17 protein-coding genes and 1 other annotated feature (1 of these 18 cut by a window edge) are annotated in these 18,094 nt (G+C 49.9%); of the genes, 4 read left to right on the top strand and 13 right to left on the bottom strand.

From position 1 onward, the window contains the following. Positions 1-20 precede the first annotated feature (20 nt). From FHW04_RS17070 to gndA, 3 genes are all read left to right on the top strand, one after another. Entirely contained in the window at positions 21-1,163 is a 1,143-nt protein-coding gene (locus FHW04_RS17070; RefSeq protein ID WP_069728952.1) for a glycosyltransferase family 4 protein, read from the top strand. Then, the gene (locus FHW04_RS17065; RefSeq protein WP_084227853.1) at positions 1,160-2,269 is read left to right on the top strand and encodes a glycosyltransferase family 4 protein; all 1,110 of its coding nucleotides are present in this window, start codon (positions 1,160-1,162) and stop codon (positions 2,267-2,269) included. Before FHW04_RS17070 ends, FHW04_RS17065 begins: the two co-directional genes overlap by 4 nt. 133 nt (positions 2,270-2,402) lie before the next feature. Then, entirely contained in the window at positions 2,403-3,812 is a 1,410-nt protein-coding gene (gene gndA / locus FHW04_RS17060; protein WP_046288219.1) for an NADP-dependent phosphogluconate dehydrogenase, read from the top strand. Between the two features lie 89 nt (positions 3,813-3,901). Here gndA and FHW04_RS17055 read toward each other — a convergent pair whose 3' ends face one another. After that, the gene (locus FHW04_RS17055; RefSeq protein ID WP_094106144.1) at positions 3,902-5,044 is read right to left on the bottom strand and encodes an acyltransferase family protein; all 1,143 of its coding nucleotides are present in this window, start codon (positions 5,042-5,044) and stop codon (positions 3,902-3,904) included. 572 nt (positions 5,045-5,616) lie between these two features. Here FHW04_RS17055 and opgB point away from each other — a divergent pair. After that, positions 5,617-7,569 carry a phosphatidylglycerol--membrane-oligosaccharide glycerophosphotransferase gene (opgB, locus tag FHW04_RS17050; RefSeq protein ID WP_179420057.1) on the top strand — a complete coding sequence of 651 codons (1,953 nt, stop codon included), beginning with the start codon at positions 5,617-5,619 and terminating at the stop codon, positions 7,567-7,569. A gap of 37 nt (positions 7,570-7,606) precedes the next feature. Here opgB and FHW04_RS17045 read toward each other — a convergent pair whose 3' ends face one another. From FHW04_RS17045 to hisG, 12 genes are all read right to left on the bottom strand, one after another. Further along, the gene (locus FHW04_RS17045) at positions 7,607-8,905 is read right to left on the bottom strand and encodes a succinylglutamate desuccinylase/aspartoacylase family protein (protein WP_089561747.1); all 1,299 of its coding nucleotides are present in this window, start codon (positions 8,903-8,905) and stop codon (positions 7,607-7,609) included. 107 nt (positions 8,906-9,012) lie between these two features. Beyond that, the gene (locus FHW04_RS17040) at positions 9,013-9,804 is read right to left on the bottom strand and encodes an ABC transporter substrate-binding protein (RefSeq protein WP_089561771.1); all 792 of its coding nucleotides are present in this window, start codon (positions 9,802-9,804) and stop codon (positions 9,013-9,015) included. Positions 9,805-9,875: 71 nt separating this feature from the next. Then, complete coding sequence (locus FHW04_RS17035; RefSeq protein ID WP_089561748.1) at positions 9,876-10,352, bottom strand: YbaK/prolyl-tRNA synthetase associated domain-containing protein; 477 nt, start codon at positions 10,350-10,352, stop codon at positions 9,876-9,878. Beyond that, the gene (locus FHW04_RS17030) at positions 10,349-10,678 is read right to left on the bottom strand and encodes a helix-turn-helix domain-containing protein (protein WP_227021892.1); all 330 of its coding nucleotides are present in this window, start codon (positions 10,676-10,678) and stop codon (positions 10,349-10,351) included. Before FHW04_RS17030 ends, FHW04_RS17035 begins: the two co-directional genes overlap by 4 nt. A 123-nt stretch (positions 10,679-10,801) precedes the next feature. Beyond that, complete coding sequence (gene hisIE / locus FHW04_RS17025; RefSeq protein ID WP_089561749.1) at positions 10,802-11,413, bottom strand: bifunctional phosphoribosyl-AMP cyclohydrolase/phosphoribosyl-ATP diphosphatase HisIE; 612 nt, start codon at positions 11,411-11,413, stop codon at positions 10,802-10,804. After that, positions 11,407-12,183, bottom strand: a complete 777-nt coding sequence (gene hisF / locus FHW04_RS17020; RefSeq protein WP_031375353.1) for an imidazole glycerol phosphate synthase subunit HisF — start codon at positions 12,181-12,183, stop codon at positions 11,407-11,409. Before hisF ends, hisIE begins: the two co-directional genes overlap by 7 nt. Next, positions 12,165-12,902 (bottom strand): 1-(5-phosphoribosyl)-5-[(5-phosphoribosylamino)methylideneamino]imidazole-4-carboxamide isomerase, encoded by a 738-nt coding sequence (gene hisA, locus FHW04_RS17015; protein WP_089561750.1) that lies wholly within the window; start codon positions 12,900-12,902, stop codon positions 12,165-12,167. Before hisA ends, hisF begins: the two co-directional genes overlap by 19 nt. Beyond that, positions 12,902-13,492, bottom strand: a complete 591-nt coding sequence (gene hisH / locus FHW04_RS17010) for an imidazole glycerol phosphate synthase subunit HisH (RefSeq protein WP_031375355.1) — start codon at positions 13,490-13,492, stop codon at positions 12,902-12,904. The genes hisA and hisH overlap by 1 nt, the downstream gene beginning before the upstream one ends. Beyond that, positions 13,492-14,559: a bifunctional histidinol-phosphatase/imidazoleglycerol-phosphate dehydratase HisB gene (gene hisB / locus FHW04_RS17005; RefSeq protein ID WP_031375356.1), complete on the bottom strand. Its 1,068-nt coding sequence runs from the start codon at positions 14,557-14,559 to the stop codon at positions 13,492-13,494. The genes hisH and hisB overlap by 1 nt, the downstream gene beginning before the upstream one ends. Then, entirely contained in the window at positions 14,556-15,632 is a 1,077-nt protein-coding gene (hisC, locus tag FHW04_RS17000; RefSeq protein ID WP_089561751.1) for a histidinol-phosphate transaminase, read from the bottom strand. The genes hisB and hisC overlap by 4 nt, the downstream gene beginning before the upstream one ends. Then, on the bottom strand, positions 15,629-16,933 hold the full coding sequence (hisD, locus tag FHW04_RS16995) for a histidinol dehydrogenase (protein ID WP_089561752.1): 1,305 nt from the start codon (positions 16,931-16,933) through the stop codon (positions 15,629-15,631). Before hisD ends, hisC begins: the two co-directional genes overlap by 4 nt. Before the next feature lie 3 nt (positions 16,934-16,936). Further along, positions 16,937-17,836 (bottom strand): ATP phosphoribosyltransferase, encoded by a 900-nt coding sequence (gene hisG, locus FHW04_RS16990; protein ID WP_031375359.1) that lies wholly within the window; start codon positions 17,834-17,836, stop codon positions 16,937-16,939. A 197-nt stretch (positions 17,837-18,033) separates the two neighbouring features. After that, positions 18,034-18,094 (bottom strand) — a sequence feature (His leader region) (it continues 60 nt past the right edge of the window).

The following is an 18,094-nucleotide window of genomic DNA, read 5'->3' as shown; positions in this document are numbered from 1 at the left end:
TATAGGGACTTGAGGAAATTATGAAGGTAATTCTTTCTGTTGAGCCAATAAAATATCCGCTAACAGGCATAGGTCGATATACATATGAGTTAGCTAAGGGCATAGAACGGCTTAATTGTATCGAAAATTTTCGCTTTTTTGACGGTAGATTAGTGTTAGAGAAAATTCCCGATGAGAATGCCACCGCTAGCATCACACATAATTTAAAAAGTGTGTTAAAAAACAGTTCTGTGGCAATCAAAGTCTATCAATCATTGTCTCCAATTATAAAAAAAAAGGCATTGGTTAAGTATAATGACTATATTTACCACGGCCCGAATTTTTTTCTTCCTGCACATGCTGGTAAAAAAGTCGCTACCTTTCATGATCTTAGCCCTTTTAAATTCCCTGATTATTTTGAGGCTAAAAGAAGTAGATATACCCGGCAGGAAATCCTGAAGGCGCTTAAGCGAAGTGATTATATTATAACAGTTTCGGATTTCATTCGGCAGGAACTCAATCAGTATTTTAATTACCCGCTTGAAAAAATACAAACAACACATCTGGCAGCGTCCGAACATTTTCAACAACGAAGTGAGGAGCAAACTTCACCGGTGCTGAAAAAGTATCATCTAGAACACCAACAATACACACTTTTTGTAGGTACCTTAGAACCACGCAAAAACATTATATCTTTGATTGATGCGTATCAAAAACTTCCTGCCCAACTGCGTAATGCATATCCCTTAGTAATTAGCGGTTTTAAAGGATGGAAGAATGAAGAGATTTTGAAAAAAATCGATAAGGCTGCTCGTGCTGGGTGGCTGGTATATTTAGGTTATGTTCCACGTTCTGATATACCATTTCTTTTCAGTGGAGCACGAGTCTTTTGTTTTCCAAGTGAGTATGAAGGCTTTGGATTACCGGTGCTTGAAGCATTGCAGTCAGGAGTTCCGGTAGTATGTTCTGCTACCTCGTCTTTGCCAGAAGTAGCAGGTAAATCATCGTTTTATCACGATCCTAAAGACGTTAATTGCATTGCCATGCAATTGGAAACCGCACTTAGCTCTGATGAACACCGATATTTAGCCATTGAGAAAGGACTTATACATGCGAAAAATTTTGACTGGGAAAAATGCGCACGGCAAACGGTGAACGTTTACACTAAATTAGAAATGCTATGATAAAAGTACTTCATTTTTATAAGACGTATTATCCAGATTCATTTGGTGGTATTGAACAAGTAATTTTCCAATTGGCTGAAGGATCGGCTAAATATGACGTTGAATCTACAGTATTATCCTTAACTCAGCACGAAACTTGTATGGATGCTATAGTCGCCTCTCATAAGTGTCATAGAATACAAGCGGATTTTTCAGTTGCTTCAAGTCCTTTTTCTTTAAACGCAATGCGGGTTTTCAAAAAACTCGCTAGAGAAGCAGATGTTATTCACTATCATTTCCCATGGCCTTATATGGATATGGTGCATTTCCTTTGCAAGGTAAATAAACCGACTGTAGTAAGTTATCATTCAGACATAGTCAGACAAAAGAAATTGCTTAGATTATATAGTCCCTTAATGCATAAGTTCATGTCTTCAGTAAATACTATTGTCGCGACCTCACCTAACTATGTTGCTACAAGCCCAGTGCTAAAAAAATACGCTGAGAAGGTGAGGGTCATTCCTATTGGCATAGATCAAGCTGGTTATGTATTACCGTCTAACGATGCTCTACAAGCCTGGCGGGAAAAATTACCTGAGCGTTTCTTCTTATTTATAGGCACGTTACGTTACTATAAAGGTTTGCATATATTATTGGAAGCTAATGCTGGAAATAACTATCCAGTTGTCATCGTTGGCTCGGGACCTATTGAACGTGAACTTCAGGTCCAGGCAGAAAAATTGGGTTTAAAAAACGTCTTTTTTTTAGGTGCACTTGAGGATGCCGACAAAATTGCGCTACTTGATCTTTGCTTCGCTATGGTATTTCCTTCTCATCTAAGATCCGAAGCTTTCGGTATTTCTTTGCTTGAAGGGGCTATGTTTAGTAAACCCCTTATTTCAAGTGAAATCGGAACTGGCACGTCATGGATTAATATCCACAACGAAACAGGGATTGTAGTACCTCCCTCTGATCCTTCAGCACTGTGTATGGCAATGGAGTCCCTCTGGAATAATCCTGCACAAGCAAAGATTTATGGAGAGCATGCTTACCAACGTTATCTCGAACTGTTTACCGGTGATAAAATGGTTTCTTCGTATGTGGATTTATACAACTCTTTGATATAGCAATGTTTCTGCGCTTGCATAACCCTATAGCATCAATAACTATCAATCTCTTATTATACTGAGTTAACATAATTGGCACTTTTGTTCACATGCGATGACGCATTGTGAAGTGACCTTCAGACAGGAGTAAAAAATGTCCAAGCAACAGATCGGCGTTGTAGGTATGGCAGTGATGGGCCGCAACTTGGCTCTTAACATTGAGAGCCGCGGTTACACTGTTTCTATCTTTAACCGTTCACGCGAAAAGACGGATGAAGTCATCGCGGAGAACCAGGGCAAGAAGCTTGCTCCTTTTTACACCGTTGAAGAGTTTGTCGAATCGCTGGAAAAACCACGTCGTATCCTGCTGATGGTTCAGGCAGGTGAAGCGACCGACAAAACTATCGCCTCACTGACGCCGCATCTTGATAAAGGCGACATTCTGATCGATGGCGGTAACACCTTCTATAAAGACACCATTCGTCGTAACAAAGAGCTGTCAGACCAGGGCTTTAACTTCATCGGTACCGGCGTATCCGGCGGTGAAGAGGGCGCACTGAAAGGTCCATCTATCATGCCTGGCGGCCAGAAAGAAGCCTATGAGCTGGTTGCTCCAATTCTGGATAAGATTGCGGCACGTGCAGAAGATGGCGAAGCCTGTGTGGCTTACATCGGTCCGGACGGCGCGGGTCACTATGTGAAAATGGTGCACAACGGCATCGAATACGGTGACATGCAGCTGATTGCAGAAGCTTACGCGTTGCTTAAAGGTGCACTGGGTCTGAACAACGAAGAGCTGGCGGAAACCTTCACCGAGTGGAACAACGGCGAGCTGAGCAGCTACCTGATCGATATCACCAAAGATATCTTCACTAAGAAAGATGAAGAAGGTAACTATCTGGTTGATGTGATTCTGGATGAAGCAGCGAACAAAGGTACCGGTAAATGGACCAGCCAGAGTTCACTGGATCTGGGCGAGCCACTGTCACTGATCACTGAATCAGTGTTTGCCCGTTACCTCTCCTCGCTGAAAACGCAGCGCGTTGCGGCTTCCAAAGTCCTGAGCGGTCCGCAGGCTCAAGCCTTTACCGGTGATAAAGCAGAGTTTATCGAGAAAGTGCGTCGCGCACTCTACCTCGGTAAAATCGTCTCTTATGCGCAGGGCTTCTCACAGCTGCGTGCGGCTTCAGAAGAGAACAACTGGGATCTGCACTACGGTGAAATCGCCAAGATTTTCCGTGCTGGCTGCATCATCCGTGCCCAATTCCTGCAGAAAATTACTGATGCCTATGCTGAAGATGCAAGCATCGCTAACCTGCTGCTGGCGCCGTACTTCAAAGATATCGCCGATCAGTATCAGCAGGCGCTGCGTGATGTTGTTTCTTACGCGATTCAGAACGGTATCCCAACGCCAACCTTCTCTGCGGCAATTGCTTACTACGACAGTTACCGTTCAGAAGTGCTGCCTGCCAACCTGATTCAGGCGCAGCGTGACTACTTCGGTGCGCATACCTACAAGCGTATCGATAAAGACGGTGTGTTCCACACTGAGTGGTTAGACTAAACGGCCATTAACATCTGAACTCTGTAAACAAAGTAATGGGCACCAATCTTGGTGCCCATTTTAATGAATTGTATTTATTTTTTATTACCTTATTTAGCAGTTAATAATTTATTTCTTTTGTGAAAGTAATTAATAACATTTTTACCTAGTTTTATGGCAGGAAGTTCCACAAAATGGTGTAAAAGATATGCAGCCACTAATGATGTAGATACTATCATTAGGAATTTAGCTGGCGAATTTTTCTCATACATTGGGATGGATTCGTGGTTTGCTGCCATCAGGTGCATTACTAAGGGGTGAACTAAATAAAGAGAATAGGATATATCACCTAATATTATTAAGGGGGCAAAGTTTGTAAGTTGGTATCTGGCCTCATACAAAAGCGATCCGGTAATAAGAAATATTGCCCAGAGACCAAAACCGTAGATGCCATGTTTATAATGATAGTTATAAAGATACATGCATAAAAATACATTTATAAATACAAAAGAAAGTAATCCCTTTGCTTTAATTAAATGCATTTTGTCATGGATAGTGTATATGGCCATTCCCGCTATAAAATTGAACATTAAGGGTGACGCAATGAAGTTTAAAAAACCTAATCCTTTTTCGATTGCACCATGTAGTTGCACATTTTCGTAAATAGAAAAGCTGCTATTATAAAAAAGTTGCAATATCAATGTCATAAAAACCAAAATTAAAGGAGTTGTCATTACTCTGTATTTATGAGAGAGCTTCATGGAAATTGCAAATATGATATAAAAGTAAATCTCATAAGTCATAGACCAGGCAGGATAGAGTATATTATATTCAAAAAAAGGCGGATTGCCACTGTAATTATTATGGAGTAGGAAAGCAGAACGAATAATGTTCCAAAAAGTAAATGAATTTTCAGATAAAATATATGCTATGAGTACCAGCCAAAAAACAGGATATATTCTAAAAAAACGTCGTAATACATAGTCACTTAAATGTGAATGTTCGGCCCTCCTTGTTGAATAAGCAATTATAAATCCGCTGATAAGAAAAAAAAGATCAACACCAAATGCCCCACCCTGAAATAAAACTTCAGTCCAGTTCTCCCCTGTGTAATGTTCATATGAAAATGACCTATTATGATAAGCAACAACTAACAAGGCTGCAATTCCGCGCAGATAATGTATTGATTGTATCCTGTTCATTGTACCGCCATTCGCGTGGTTTTCAGTTTGAGATTTACGTAATCTTAACATAATGTAATCATTTTTATAACTTTGTCCATGAAAATGTTGAATTACTTATTATATGTAAGCCTCTTAACCCGTTATTAATTTTGTTTACATCTACATCACTGCAGAAATGTGCTAAATCAAAGGGCGGGCTATTTGTTTTCGAATATGGTTAACTTTCTTCTGATTTAGTATATAATGCTTCTTTGCTCATTTTGTTTAAATATCTTTAATTTTATATTAGACCTGAGATTTATGATGATTAAATTGTCTCTTTCCTTTTTTTTCTTTCTGTGTGCGATTTTTTATTTTCGTAGATATATTAAGCCAGCATTAAAAGAAAAAATTTTCATAGTTTTTCTATATTTAATTTTTATCGTGTCGACTTCTCTTTTTATAGGTTCAAATTACTTTACTGGTGTAGGTATAAATGAATCGGTTGTTTATACGATATTTAGTGATTTAAAAGGTGCTGGTTTACAAAAGTACCTACTGCCGTTTGCTCTTCTTTTGCTCTTTTCAGTGTTGTTTACGATTATATCTGTGAAGGTGTCATTGTCAGGTCGGAAAGAAAATCATAATACATCTAAAAGAAAATACGCGATATTTTCATTTTTTTTGTAGCTTCTTTTTTATCTAATCCTGGAGTTACAGGTGTCTATAGTATTATCTCGTCGAGAATGAATGGCGAGGCTGGGGATTTTTCAAAGTATTATTATCAAACAAATAAAAAAAATTCAGGTCCCAAGAAAAATATTGTTTATATCTACGCTGAAAGTCTGGAGCGGACCTATTTTGATAAAAATACGTTTCCAGGCTTAACTGATGAGCTCTCAGATATTAAAGATAAATCCTACGACTTCAATAATACAATTCAGTTGCCTGGTACTGATTATACTATAGCCGGAATAGTTGCTTCTCAGTGTGGTTTACCACTCTTTGCGCCCTTTTCTGGTAACTCGTCAGATTCCTTATCTAGCTTTTTCCCTGGAACTATTTGTTTAGGGGATATTTTGAAATCATCTGGCTATAACTTATCGTTCATTCAGGGAGCTGATTTAGATTTTGGTGGTAAGAGACTATTCTTTTCAAACCATGGATTTGAACATTTATCTGGTAGGGAAGAATTGGCTCATTCAATAACTGACAAGTCATATATTAATGACTGGGGTTGGTATGATGATACAATTTTTGCTATTGCATATGATAATTATCTTAAGCTCGTGGATAATAAAAAACCCTTTGGGCTTTTTTTGCTGACGGTTGATACGCACCACCCAGACGGCTTTATATCTAAGAATTGTCAGAAGAAAAGCTATAATTATAATGGAGTATATAACTCATCAATGAGCGCCGTGAGCTGCTCACAGGAGCAAATTGCACATTTCATTAAAAAGATAGTCGCTTTACCTTCATTTAAAAATACAGTTATTGTCGTAAGTTCAGATCATCTCGCAATGAATAACACTGCAAGTTTTGCTCTGAATAAGTTATCTAGAAGAAATCTTTTCATGGTCATTGATAGTGATGGTATCAGAAAAGACGTAAATACTGGCAAGCTTAGAAATACATTTGATAATGGGGCTACAATCCTTGATTTATTAGGAGGTGATACCAAGTTAGGATTAGGTAGAAGCTCTTTACAAAGCGATTCTTTATTTGATTCTTTTCCCGATATGATTAGTAAAGTTAACTCATGGAAAAATTCTGTGATCGAGCTTTGGGGTTTTCCAAAAGTAATAGAAAAATTTAAAATAATACAAGATGCTGGAAAAATAGAGATTGGTGACACTTCCTTCAAATTGCCCGCTTTATTTAAAATCAATAAAAATAGTGTCGATCCTTTTTTCGATCGTGACGCAGATTATAGTCTGAGCCAACAGCTTAGTATGTTCGATAAAAACGATAAATTCTTCTGGATTGATGATTGTTTTAAAATTAACCATGTATTTACTTACACAATGGATAAATTTTATGGGCTGTGTTTAGCATACGGTTCTCTTGCTGGAAAAGTTGATACCGTACAAATATCATCAAATGAGTATTCTTCAAGCCTGGATTTTTCAAAATTGAAGGGCGGTAGTACTAATTATGACTATAGAATTAGCCAGCTCGAAATACCGTTGAGTGAGACCTCTTACAATGGTAATGCTATAGACTTCAGTTTTCCGGGTAAGCCTGAATTTGTAAAAAGTATGGCGGGCCTTTCTTATAGGGAATCCTGGGGAAGATGGACTGATGCTGCGATAAGCAGATCAGTAGTCATCACTTTCAAAAAACCGTTACCACATGACGTACAAATCGAGATTGAAGCAAACTCTTTTAAAAATGATGAAGGGGGCTTAGTCGATATTAAAGTCGGCAGCGAAGTCAAAAGAGTTGAATTTAAAACTATAGGTAATATTCAAGGGCTGGCATTTTCTAACAAAGAACAATCAAGTGAGCTTGTTATTACGCCTGTTCATCCTTCATCACCTTTGAGTCATGGAGAAAGCGGCGATGCAAGGATACTTGGCCTGGGATTAAAGAAACTCACCGTTAATCTATAATTTAATTAAGCAGAGCACTTTTGTACTCTGCTTAATTTCATCCCACCAGTAAATCCCCGCTCCGAATCTCACTCTCGCCCGCCAGTCTCACCACCAGCATGCCTGCCGTTGCAAACCGTACCCAGTGTCTCGCATACAGAATGCCACCGTGCTCAGCCATTAATGGCGTGATCTGATCGGTGACCGGATCAACAATTTCTGCCACCACTTCGCCAGCGCGAATCCGCGCGCCCAGTGGCTTGCGGTGCAGGATCAAACCGGAAACCGGCGAATGAATGTATTCACAGGCCGCCAATGGCGTCGGTGGATTCTTCAGGGCAGGCGAGGGTGTAGCTGAACCTTCACTGTAGCGCTCTTTAATCATGCTCTGCTCATCGGCTGCTTCGACCACCTCAGGCGCGCTCAGGCCGGTACCGTTTTCGCCAATTGCCACCACATCTTCGCCACCGGTGGTCACCGATACCAGTTCATCGCCGCCAATCACCGGGGCCGCCACTTCCACCGACACCGCCGGTTCGCTGTAACCGATATAGCCGCCTTCCTGCAACGCCGAAATAATCGCATCAGCATCTTTCTCTGCCTGCTCCGGAGAGACATCGCGCACACCACGCAGTTCGAGAGTGACCGGCAGCAAGCCGCGCGGCATCGGGAAATCTTTGCCATAACGTTCGGCCAGCGTCAGCCAGGGCTCACAGCAGGCTTCATCAAACGGTTCGCCGCCTGAAATCTGCGCCAGCAGTTGTACTTCACTGCCTAACCAGCGCGCCAGCGGCTCGATATCCGGCCAGGCGTGCGGCGTGGTGTAAAGGTGCGGCACCGCTTCCCAGTCACAGTGCAGATCAATCATCAGATCCGCCTGGCTGGCCATACGCATCAGGGTAAAACGCTGCGCGTCCAGCTCGGTTTTTGGCACCGTATCGCGGTAGTGACGATCGATCGCCTCACGGATCAGCGTTTTATTCTGCGCTTCGCTCTGGGTCAGACTGTCGGCCAGCCCGGTTGCCAGCGTCTCGCCCAGCGAGGGGAAGCGGCGATTAAAATCCTGTCCCGATAAGGTATGAAAACGACCAAGATGAGTGCCGTGCCAGTGCTGGCCCAGTGCCAGCGGATTGGCGACCGGCACCAGTGTGAAAGCGGCTCTCAGCTGGCCGGCTGACTCCAGCGCCTGCAGCCGCTGCTTTAAAAACCACGCCACCGCCATACCCGGCAACTCGTCGCCATGCAGCGCAGCCTGGATATAAACCTGACGCGAGTGGTTTTCAGCAAAATGGAAACTGATGATTTCACGTTGGGTGCCTAAAGAGGCGCTTAACAGAGGATGATGTTGTTGATGCATACCGTGTTAATGTCCTGTAGTCGGCGAAGGACGACAGTGCGCCGTCCCGAAAAGGTTAGAGTATAGTGCCGGATCGCAGTCAATGACGGAAAAGCCGGCTCGCGCCGTTACTGCTGAATAGAGATATCGGTGGCGAAATAGCGCTTCTGGATCTGGTCGAAGGTGCCATTCTTCTTGATCTCGCTAAAGGCATTATCCAGCGCGGTTTTAAGCTCCGCGTCACCTTTGCGCAGGCCAATAGCGGTACCGGGACCGATAATCGGATCCTGAACAATCGGGCCTGCCAGCTCGAAATCTTTCCCCTGCGGATGTTTGAGGAAGCCAATTGCCGCCTGCGCCGCATCGGTAAACACCGCATCCAGACGACCGGCAACTAAATCACTCTCGACCTGTGCCTGATCGCCATACGGCACCACGTTCACGCCATGCGGTTGCCATTTCGCCAGGGCATAACGCTCCTGCACCGTTCCCTGTTCAACACCCACCGTTTTGCCTTTCAGGGATTCCGCCGTCGGCAGCACGCCAGCACCTTTACGGGCAATCAGCTGGGTGTGGGTGTCGTACAGTGGCACGGTGAAATCGATCTGCTTCAGACGCTCTTCCGTAATGCCCATGTCCGACAGGATGGCATCGAACTTACGCGCCTTCAGCGCCGGGATCATGCCGTCAAACTGGCTCTCAACCCAGACGCACTTCGCCTGCATCTGGGCACAAAGCGCATTGCCCAGATCGATATCGAAACCGACCAGTTTACCCTGCGGGGTTTTGGATTCAAACGGAGGATAGGTGGGATCAACGGCGAAGCGTACCTGGTCGATTTTTGCCTGCGCACCAAAGGTACTGCCAGCCATTACAGCCAGCATCAGCGTCTGACGCAGGCGGTTAGAAAAGCGGTTCATTGCCATATTAAGGTCTTCTTTTGTCGTGATGAGGGTTAACGCAGAGTAACGTTGACCCGCATTGATGGCAATTACTGGATTATTTTCACGACGTTAGCACGGCACAGCGCCCGATAATCTTCGGTATTAAGGATCACCGAGCGATCCAGCAGACCGGCGTTAAAAGCGATCTCCGGATAGCGTTCAAACAGCAGCGGATCAACCACCAGGGCTAAAGCGGGGTGAAAGCTAAATGGCGGGATAGCGCCAAACACACAGCCGGTCAGGGCATCGGTTTCTGCCGGACTGGCCAGCGAGGCGCGACGTCCACCCACTGCGGCAGCCACTTTGCTGAGGTCCGCCTGCCGATCGGCGGGCAGCACCGCCAGGACATGTTGCTTAACACCATTGCCTTTGACGTGGCAGACCAGCGCTTTGGCACCCTGACCGACCTCGGTACCGCGGATCGCCGCCACCGCTTCGCACTTACCGGTAGCCAGATGTTCCATCAGTCGATAGCGTGCCTGGTGCTGGTCGAGCAGGGCGATCAGTTTTTCATGGGTTGTCATGGTGCTTTCCTGGCGCAGTGCGTTGCTGGATCAGGGTTTGCAGCAGATGCGGCTGGCTGACGCGGTAATAGCCCTGTCCTGAGACCGAACGGTTTAAAGGCGCGATTCAGCGTAGTTAAGGTGGCGTTGCCTTTATCCTGCTCAATATCGGACAGCGTCCGTCGGCTAATTCCTGCCAGCAGCACGTAGCGTTGTTGAGAAAACCCCAACACTTTTTTACGAAGCAGCTTGGGTAGCTCGCCCTGCGTCAGCTCTTCCTGAATAAACTGCTGTCGCAGCGTGAGCATAATGGCTTCTCGTTCCAAGGGAGACAGTGTTTTATTCATCGTTGCCAGCTCTCAATGCGCTGATCGAGATAGTCAAATCCCATCCCTGGCAGAGTCATTTTTGAGAAGGATGCTGCTCAAAATCGTCGTCTCAGCCTGATTTTGAGCAGCTTATTGCATATTTTACTGATGACGGGCGCGCAGGTTATTGATTACCGCGCTGAAGTCTAAGTCCTGGTCCTGCAACAGCACCATCAGGTGATAGATCAGATCGGAGGCTTCATTGGTCAGCTCATGGCGATCGTTAACCGTGGCCGCCAGGGCGGTTTCAACGCCTTCCTCTCCTACTTTCTGCGCGATGCGCTTGGTGCCGCTGGCGTAGAGCCGGGCGGTGTAGGAGCTTTCAGGATCGGCGCTCTTACGTGACGCCAGCAGCTGCTCCAGCTGATAGAGGAAGGTCCACTCCGCAGCGGCCGGGGAGAAGCAGCTGGAGGTGCCGAGATGGCAGGTCGGACCGATGGGATTCGCCAGCACCAGCAGCGTATCGTTATCGCAGTCTGGCGTGATGCTGACTACCTGCAGAAAGTTGCCGGAGGTCTCGCCTTTGGTCCATAACCGGTTTTTGGTACGCGAGAAAAAGGTCACGTTGCCTTCGGCCAGGGTTTTTTCCAGCGCCGGCTGGTTCATATAACCGTGCATCAGCACTTCGCCTGAGACGTTATGCTGCACAATCACCGGCATCATGCCCTGCGTTTTGTCCCAGTCGAGCTGGGCCAGTTGTTGTTCGGTTAACACGCGCGAATCTCCACTCCGTTGTCGATCAGGAAGCTTTTCAGCTCACCAATATTGATAATCTGCTTATGGAACACCGAGGCCGCCAGCGCGCCATCGACGTTGGCATCGGTAAATGCCTCGAGAAAATGCGGCATGGTGCCTGCGCCGCCAGAGGCGATCAGCGGTACATGACAGACTTCACGCACTTTTTTCAGCTGCACCAGGTCATAACCGTTACGCACGCCATCCTGGTTCATCATGTTCAGCACGATTTCGCCAGCACCCAGCTTCTGCACTTCCTGCACCCAATCCAGCGTTTCCCACTGCGTCACCCGGGTACGGGCTTCGTCGCCGGTGTACTGATTGACCTGATACTTGCCGCTGGCTTCATCGAACCAGGTATCAATGCCGACCACAATGCACTGTACGCCGAAGCGGTCAGCCAGCCGGGTAATCAGCGAGGGATCGGCCAGCGCCGGTGAGTTAACCGAAATCTTGTCGGCACCGAACTCCAGAATGCGCGCGGCGTCTTCCGGGGTTTTGATACCGCCAGCCACGCAGAACGGAATATCGATCACTTCAGCGACCCGCGATACCCAGCTTTTATCAACCACCCGGCCATCGGATGAGGCGGTGATATCATAAAATACCAGCTCATCGGCACCTTCGGCGGCATAACGCTGCGCCAGTGGCACGATGTCGCCAATGATCTCGTGATTGCGAAACTGCACGCCTTTCACCACCTGGCCGTCACGTACATCAAGACAGGGAATTATCCGTTTTGCCAGCATGAAATAGCCTCCGAAACTGTGAATTTACCTTCCAGCAGCGCACGTCCGACGATCACGCCCTGTACGCCACTGCCGCGCAGGGCCGCGATATCGTTAAGTTCACCAATGCCGCCCGAGGACTGGAAGGCAATCTGCGGGAAGCGAGCGGTCACTTCCTGGTAAAGTGCAACGTTTGAGCCGCTCAGGGTGCCGTCGCGGGAAATATCAGTGCACAGCACATGTTTCAGGCCGACTGGCTGAAAATCGGCGATCACCTGCTCCAGCGTGACGCCCGCCGCTTCCTGCCAGCCGCTGATCGCCACTTCTTTGCGGTTATCAGCATCAATGCGCACGTCCAGCGCCAGCACAATCGCCTCTGCGCCAAACTCGGCAAACCAGCGTTTTACCTCGTCAGGCTGTTTTACCGCGGTCGAACCGACCACCACACGGCTGGCTCCGGCGTCCAGCAGCGCCTTCACATCGTCACGATGACGAATGCCGCCGCCGACCTGCACAATCACCTCGACGCCGTCGAGCAGGGTTTTCAGCAGCGCAATCTGCCGCTTTGCCGGATCTTTCGCGCCGGTTAAGTCCACCAGATGCAGCACCGTGGCGCCTTCCTGCGCATACTGCTGCAAACGCGGCAACGGATCGCTGCCGTAATCGCGCTGCTGGCCATAATCGCCCTGATGCAGACGGACCACTTTGCCGTCGATTAAATCTAACGCGGGGATAATCATCACATCTCCAGGAAGTTTTTCAGCAACTGCGCGCCCGCTTTGCCCGAGCGTTCCGGGTGGAACTGTACGCCGAAGAAGTTATCTTTCTGCACCGCCGCGGTGAAGGCTTCACCGTAGTGACACTGGGCGATAGTGCTGGCGTTGACCGGCATGGCGTAGCTGTGCACGAAGTAGAAGTAGCAGCCTTCATCAATGCCGCGGAACAGGTGATTGCCCGCCTGCGCGGTAATCTGGTTCCAGCCCATGTGCGGCAATGGCAGACCGTGCGTGTCCATCAGCGAGACCGGCTGGTCGATAATACCCAGCGTCGGCACGCCGCCGTTTTCATCACTGCCGCGTCCCAGCAGCTGCATGCCGAGACAGATACCCAGCACCGGCTGGGTACAGGCCTTGACCAGATCGATCAGGTCACGCTCTTCCAACTGATTCATCGCCGCCTGCGCCGTACCGACGCCCGGCAGAAACAGTTTGTCGGCGCGCAGTACCACATCGGGATCGCGGCTGACTTCCGGGGTATACCCCAGACGTTCAATCGCCCATTTTACCGACGAGAGGTTGGCGCAACCGGTATCCATGATCACCACGTTCATCACAGCACTCCTTTCGAGCTCGGCAGCGTATTACCTTCAACGCGGATTGCCTGGCGCAAGGTGCGGCCAAAGGCTTTAAACAGGCTTTCGACGCGGTGATGATCGTTCTTACCCTTGGTTTTAAGATGCAGGGTGCTCATCATGGCGTAGGAGAGGGAACTGAAGAAGTGCTCAACCATTTCGGTGCTCAGGTCACCGACGCGCTGATAGTTGAATTCCGCTTTAAATTCGATGTGCGGGCGGCCGGAGATATCCAGCGCACAGCGTGCCAGACATTCATCCATCGGCAGCACAAAGCCAAACCGGCCAATGCCGCGTTTGTCGCCCAGCGCTTTGAGCAATGCTTCACCCAGCGCCAGCCCGGTATCTTCCACCGTGTGGTGATCGTCGATATAGAGATCGCCTTTCACTTCGATATGCATGCGGAAACCGCCGTGCACCGCAATCTGGTCCAGCATGTGGTCAAAGAAGCCGACGCCGGTGTTGATTTTGCTGCCGCCTTCGCGATCCAGCCACAGCTCGACCCGCACCTGGGTCTCTTTGGTATTACGCTGCACCAGCGCATGGCGATCGCGCTGGGTCAGACGCTGCTGAATGGTCTGCCAGTTTTCCCCTTCAGCACCGTAACGGATCGGCTGAATGCCCATGTTCTCTGCCAGTTGCACATCGGTCAGGCGATCGCCAATCACGTAGCTGTTGGCGGTATCCAGCGCGCCTTCGGCCAGCCAGGCTTCCACCATTTTGGTTTTCGGCTTGCGGCAGTCACAGTTTTCCTCCGGCAGGTGCGGGCAAATCAGCACCTGATCAAACGCGATACCCTGCGAGGTCAGCACCTGCATCATCAGGTTGTGCGGGCCGTCAAAGTCCGCCTGTGGGAAGCTTGAGCTGCCCAGTCCATCCTGATTGGTGATCATCACCAGACGGTAACCGGCGGCCTGCAACGCCAGCAGTGCCGGGATCACGTCCGGCTCAAAGGCCAGTTTGTCCATGCGATCCACCTGATAATCTTCAGGCGGCTCAGAGATAAGGGTGCCATCGCGGTCAATAAAAAGGGTCTTCTGGCTCATGCTTGCTCCACAGATAAGGCTTGCAGCGCGGCGATCACACGTCCGCACTCTTCACGCGTGCCGATGGAGATGCGCAGGCATCCCGACAGGCCCGGATTTTTGTTCTGGTCACGCAGGATAATGCCCTGATTCCATAAGGTTTTAAACACTTCTGGTGAATCGGTAAACCGCGCCAGCACGTAGTTGGTTTCACTGGCGAAAACCTGCTCGACGCAGGCCAGCTTCGCCAGTTCCGCCAGTAACCAGCTGCGATTGTCGTTGAGCTGTGCCACATGTTCACGCATCAGGGCGATGCCTTGCTCGCTCAGCGCCTGACCGGCCACATCCGCCACCGGCGTCGCCAGCGGGTAGGGGGCAATCACCTTCATCAACAGATCGATTACCGGCTGATTCGCCAGCGCAAAGCCACAGCGCAGGCCAGCCAGCGCAAAGGCTTTCGACAGGGTGCGCAGGATCACCAGGTTGGGATAATCTTTCAGCCAGCCGGTCAGCGTCGCCTGCGGACAGAACTCAATATAGGCTTCGTCTGCCACCACCAGCGCTTTGCCAGCGGTCATCGCCAGCAGCTGACGGATATCATCCTGATTGATCAGGTTGCCGGTCGGGTTATTCGGGCTGCAGAGGTAAACCACCTTAACGCCTTCCAGCTGGTCCGCAATGGCAGGCAGGTTAAGCTGCCAGTCGGCCAGCGCCGGCACCGTGCGGTACTCAATGCCGATGGTTTCCGCGCTGACGCTGTACATGCCGTAAGTCGGCGGGCAGAACAGAATCGCGTCCTGGCCCGGCTCACAAAACGCCCGCATGATCAGTTCAATCGCCTCGTCGGCGCCGCGGCTGACCAGCACCTGCTCCGGTTTCAGGTCGGCATAGGCCGCGTAACGCTCAATCACTATTTTGGGCTGGCATTCCGGGTAGCGGTTCAGCGTCTGCTGCGACAGCTCAAACGGCACCGGCAGCGGAAACTCGTTGGCATTGAGCCAGACATCACCATTACCACCCAGCCGGCGTGCCGACTGATAAGGCGTCAGCGCGCGAACGTTGGCGCGCGCCAGTTGCTCGATATTCTGGCTCATGCTTGCTCCTTCAGTGCGGCAACGCGCAGGGTGACAGCGTTTTTGTGGGCATCCAGCTGCTCGGCGGCAGCCAGCGTTTCAATGGTGGCGGCCAGGTTAAGGAAGCCCTGCGGCGTCAGCTCCTGTACCGTCATGCGTTTCTGGAAATCAGCCAGACCCAGGCTGGAACAGGTCGAGGTATAACCGTAGGTCGGCAGCACGTGATTGGTTCCCGACGCATAGTCACCCGCCGATTCCGGCGACCAGTCGCCGAGGAATACTGAACCGGCACTGGTAATTGACTCCACCAGTTCGCGCGGCTGGCGGGTCTGCAGGATCAGGTGCTCCGGGCCATACTGGTTTGAAATCTCTACACACTGCTGCAGGTCGCGCGCCACGATCAGACGACTGCTCTCCAGCGCCTGACGCGCGGTAGCGGCACGTGGCAACTGCGCCAGCTGCTGTTCAACCGCGTCAGCGACCGCGTCGGCCAGCGTCCGCGAAGGCGTCAGCAGGATAACCTGCGAATCCGGACCGTGCTCGGCCTGGGACAGCAGATCCGAGGCGACGAAGGCGGGCGTGGCACCCGCATCGGCAATCACCAGCACCTCTGACGGACCGGCCGGCATATCAATTGCCGCCCCGTCCAGCCGCTGACTGACCTGACGCTTCGCTTCCGTCACCCAGGCATTGCCCGGACCAAAAATTTTATCTACCCGCGGTACCGTTTCGGTGCCAAAGGCGAGGGCGGCAATCGCCTGCGCGCCGCCGACCTGAAACACCTCTTCAACGCCACACAATTGGGCAGCATAAAGGATCTCATCAGCAATCGGCGGCGGTGAGCAGAGCACCACGCGCCCGCATCCGGCAATGCGCGCTGGCGTTGCCAGCATCAGCACGGTAGAGAACAGCGGCGCAGAGCCGCCAGGAATGTAGAGCCCGACCGATTGAACCGGGCGGGTAATCTGCTGGCAGCGCACGCCCGGCTGGGTTTCAACATCGACCGGCGGCAGGATCTGCGCATTATGGAAGGTTTCGATGTTGGCTACCGCCACCGCCATCGCCTGTTTCAGCGTATCGCTGAGCCGGGCACTGGCGTCGCTGATCTGCTGCGGCGTAACGCGCAGATTATCAACCTGCGCCTTATCGAAGCGGGCGCTGAAGGTGCGCAGGGCCTCATCGCCCTTCGCCTTTACCTGCTCCAGCACGTCACGTACCGTCTGGGTCACATTCTCTGAGGCGGCAATAGCCGGACGTAACAACAGCGCCTGCTGCTGTTCTGCACTGCATTGCTGCCAGTCAATCGGGGTAGAAAAGGCCATGGCTTACTCCATCATCTTCTCAATTGGCAGCACCAGAATCGAACTGGCACCCAGCGCTTTCAGTTTTTCCATCGTTTCCCAGAACAGGGTTTCGCTGCTCACCATGTGCATTGCCACGCGGCTGACATCACCGGCCAGCGGCAGCACGGTCGGGCGCTCGGCACCGGGCAGCAGGCTGATGACCTCTTCCAGCCGCTCGCTTGGCGCATGCAGCATGATGTACTTTGATTCACGCGCTTTAATCACGCCCTGAATACGGGTCATCATCTTGTCGATCAGTTCCTGTTTGGCGGCAGGCATCTCGCCGTCGCGCTGAATCAGCACCGCTTTCGAGCGGTAAATGACTTCGACTTCGCGCAGACCGTTGGCTTCCAGCGTGGCACCGGTCGAGACCAGATCGCAGATCGCATCTGCCAGCCCGGCGCGGGTTGCCACTTCAACGGAACCGTTCAGCATACAGGTTTTGAAACTGACGCCTTTTTTATCGAGGTACTGCTTTAACAGGTGCGGATAAGAGGTGGCGATGCGGGCATTATCGAGGCATTGCGGACCGGTATATTCATCATCAACCGCCATCGCCAGCGACAGACGGCAACCGCCGAAGTCGAGGCGACGCAGCGTGAAGTAGCGCGGGTCTTCACCCTGGGCACGGCGAGACAGCAACTCTTCTTCCAGCACGTTCTCGCCAATAATCCCCAGATCGACCACGCCATCCATCACCAGGCCAGGAATATCGTCATCACGCACCCGCAGGATATCGATCGGCATGTTTTCCGCAAACGCAATCAGGCGCTGTTGCTGAAGGTTGATTTTAACGCCGCAGCGCGCCAGCAGTTCGCGTGAATCATCACTTAAACGGCCGGATTTTTGCATAGCTATGCGTAAACGGGTGTTATCTAACATGGTTCCTGTCCTCTTTAAGCCTATTCCGGTAGGCGTATATTGTTGCAGTCAGTCTGGTCACGGACAGCGCGCAACAACCGGAACGTACACGCAGTACGTAAGGATGGTGAGCACCGCCCAGGGCCAGAGTGGCAAATAAAATAGCCTGATGGGATAGGCTATTATTCCTGTCCTGGTTGGTGGATATGCTTCAGCCCATAAAAAAACCCCCGGAAGACGATCTTCCGGGGGTTCTCTTGCGTTCGCACCACTGGAAGA

This window comes from Pantoea sp. AN62, assembly GCF_050432985.1.
GTDB classification, from domain to species: domain Bacteria; phylum Pseudomonadota; class Gammaproteobacteria; order Enterobacterales; family Enterobacteriaceae; genus Pantoea; species Pantoea brenneri.
This window is presented reverse-complemented; position numbering and strand designations above follow the sequence as displayed.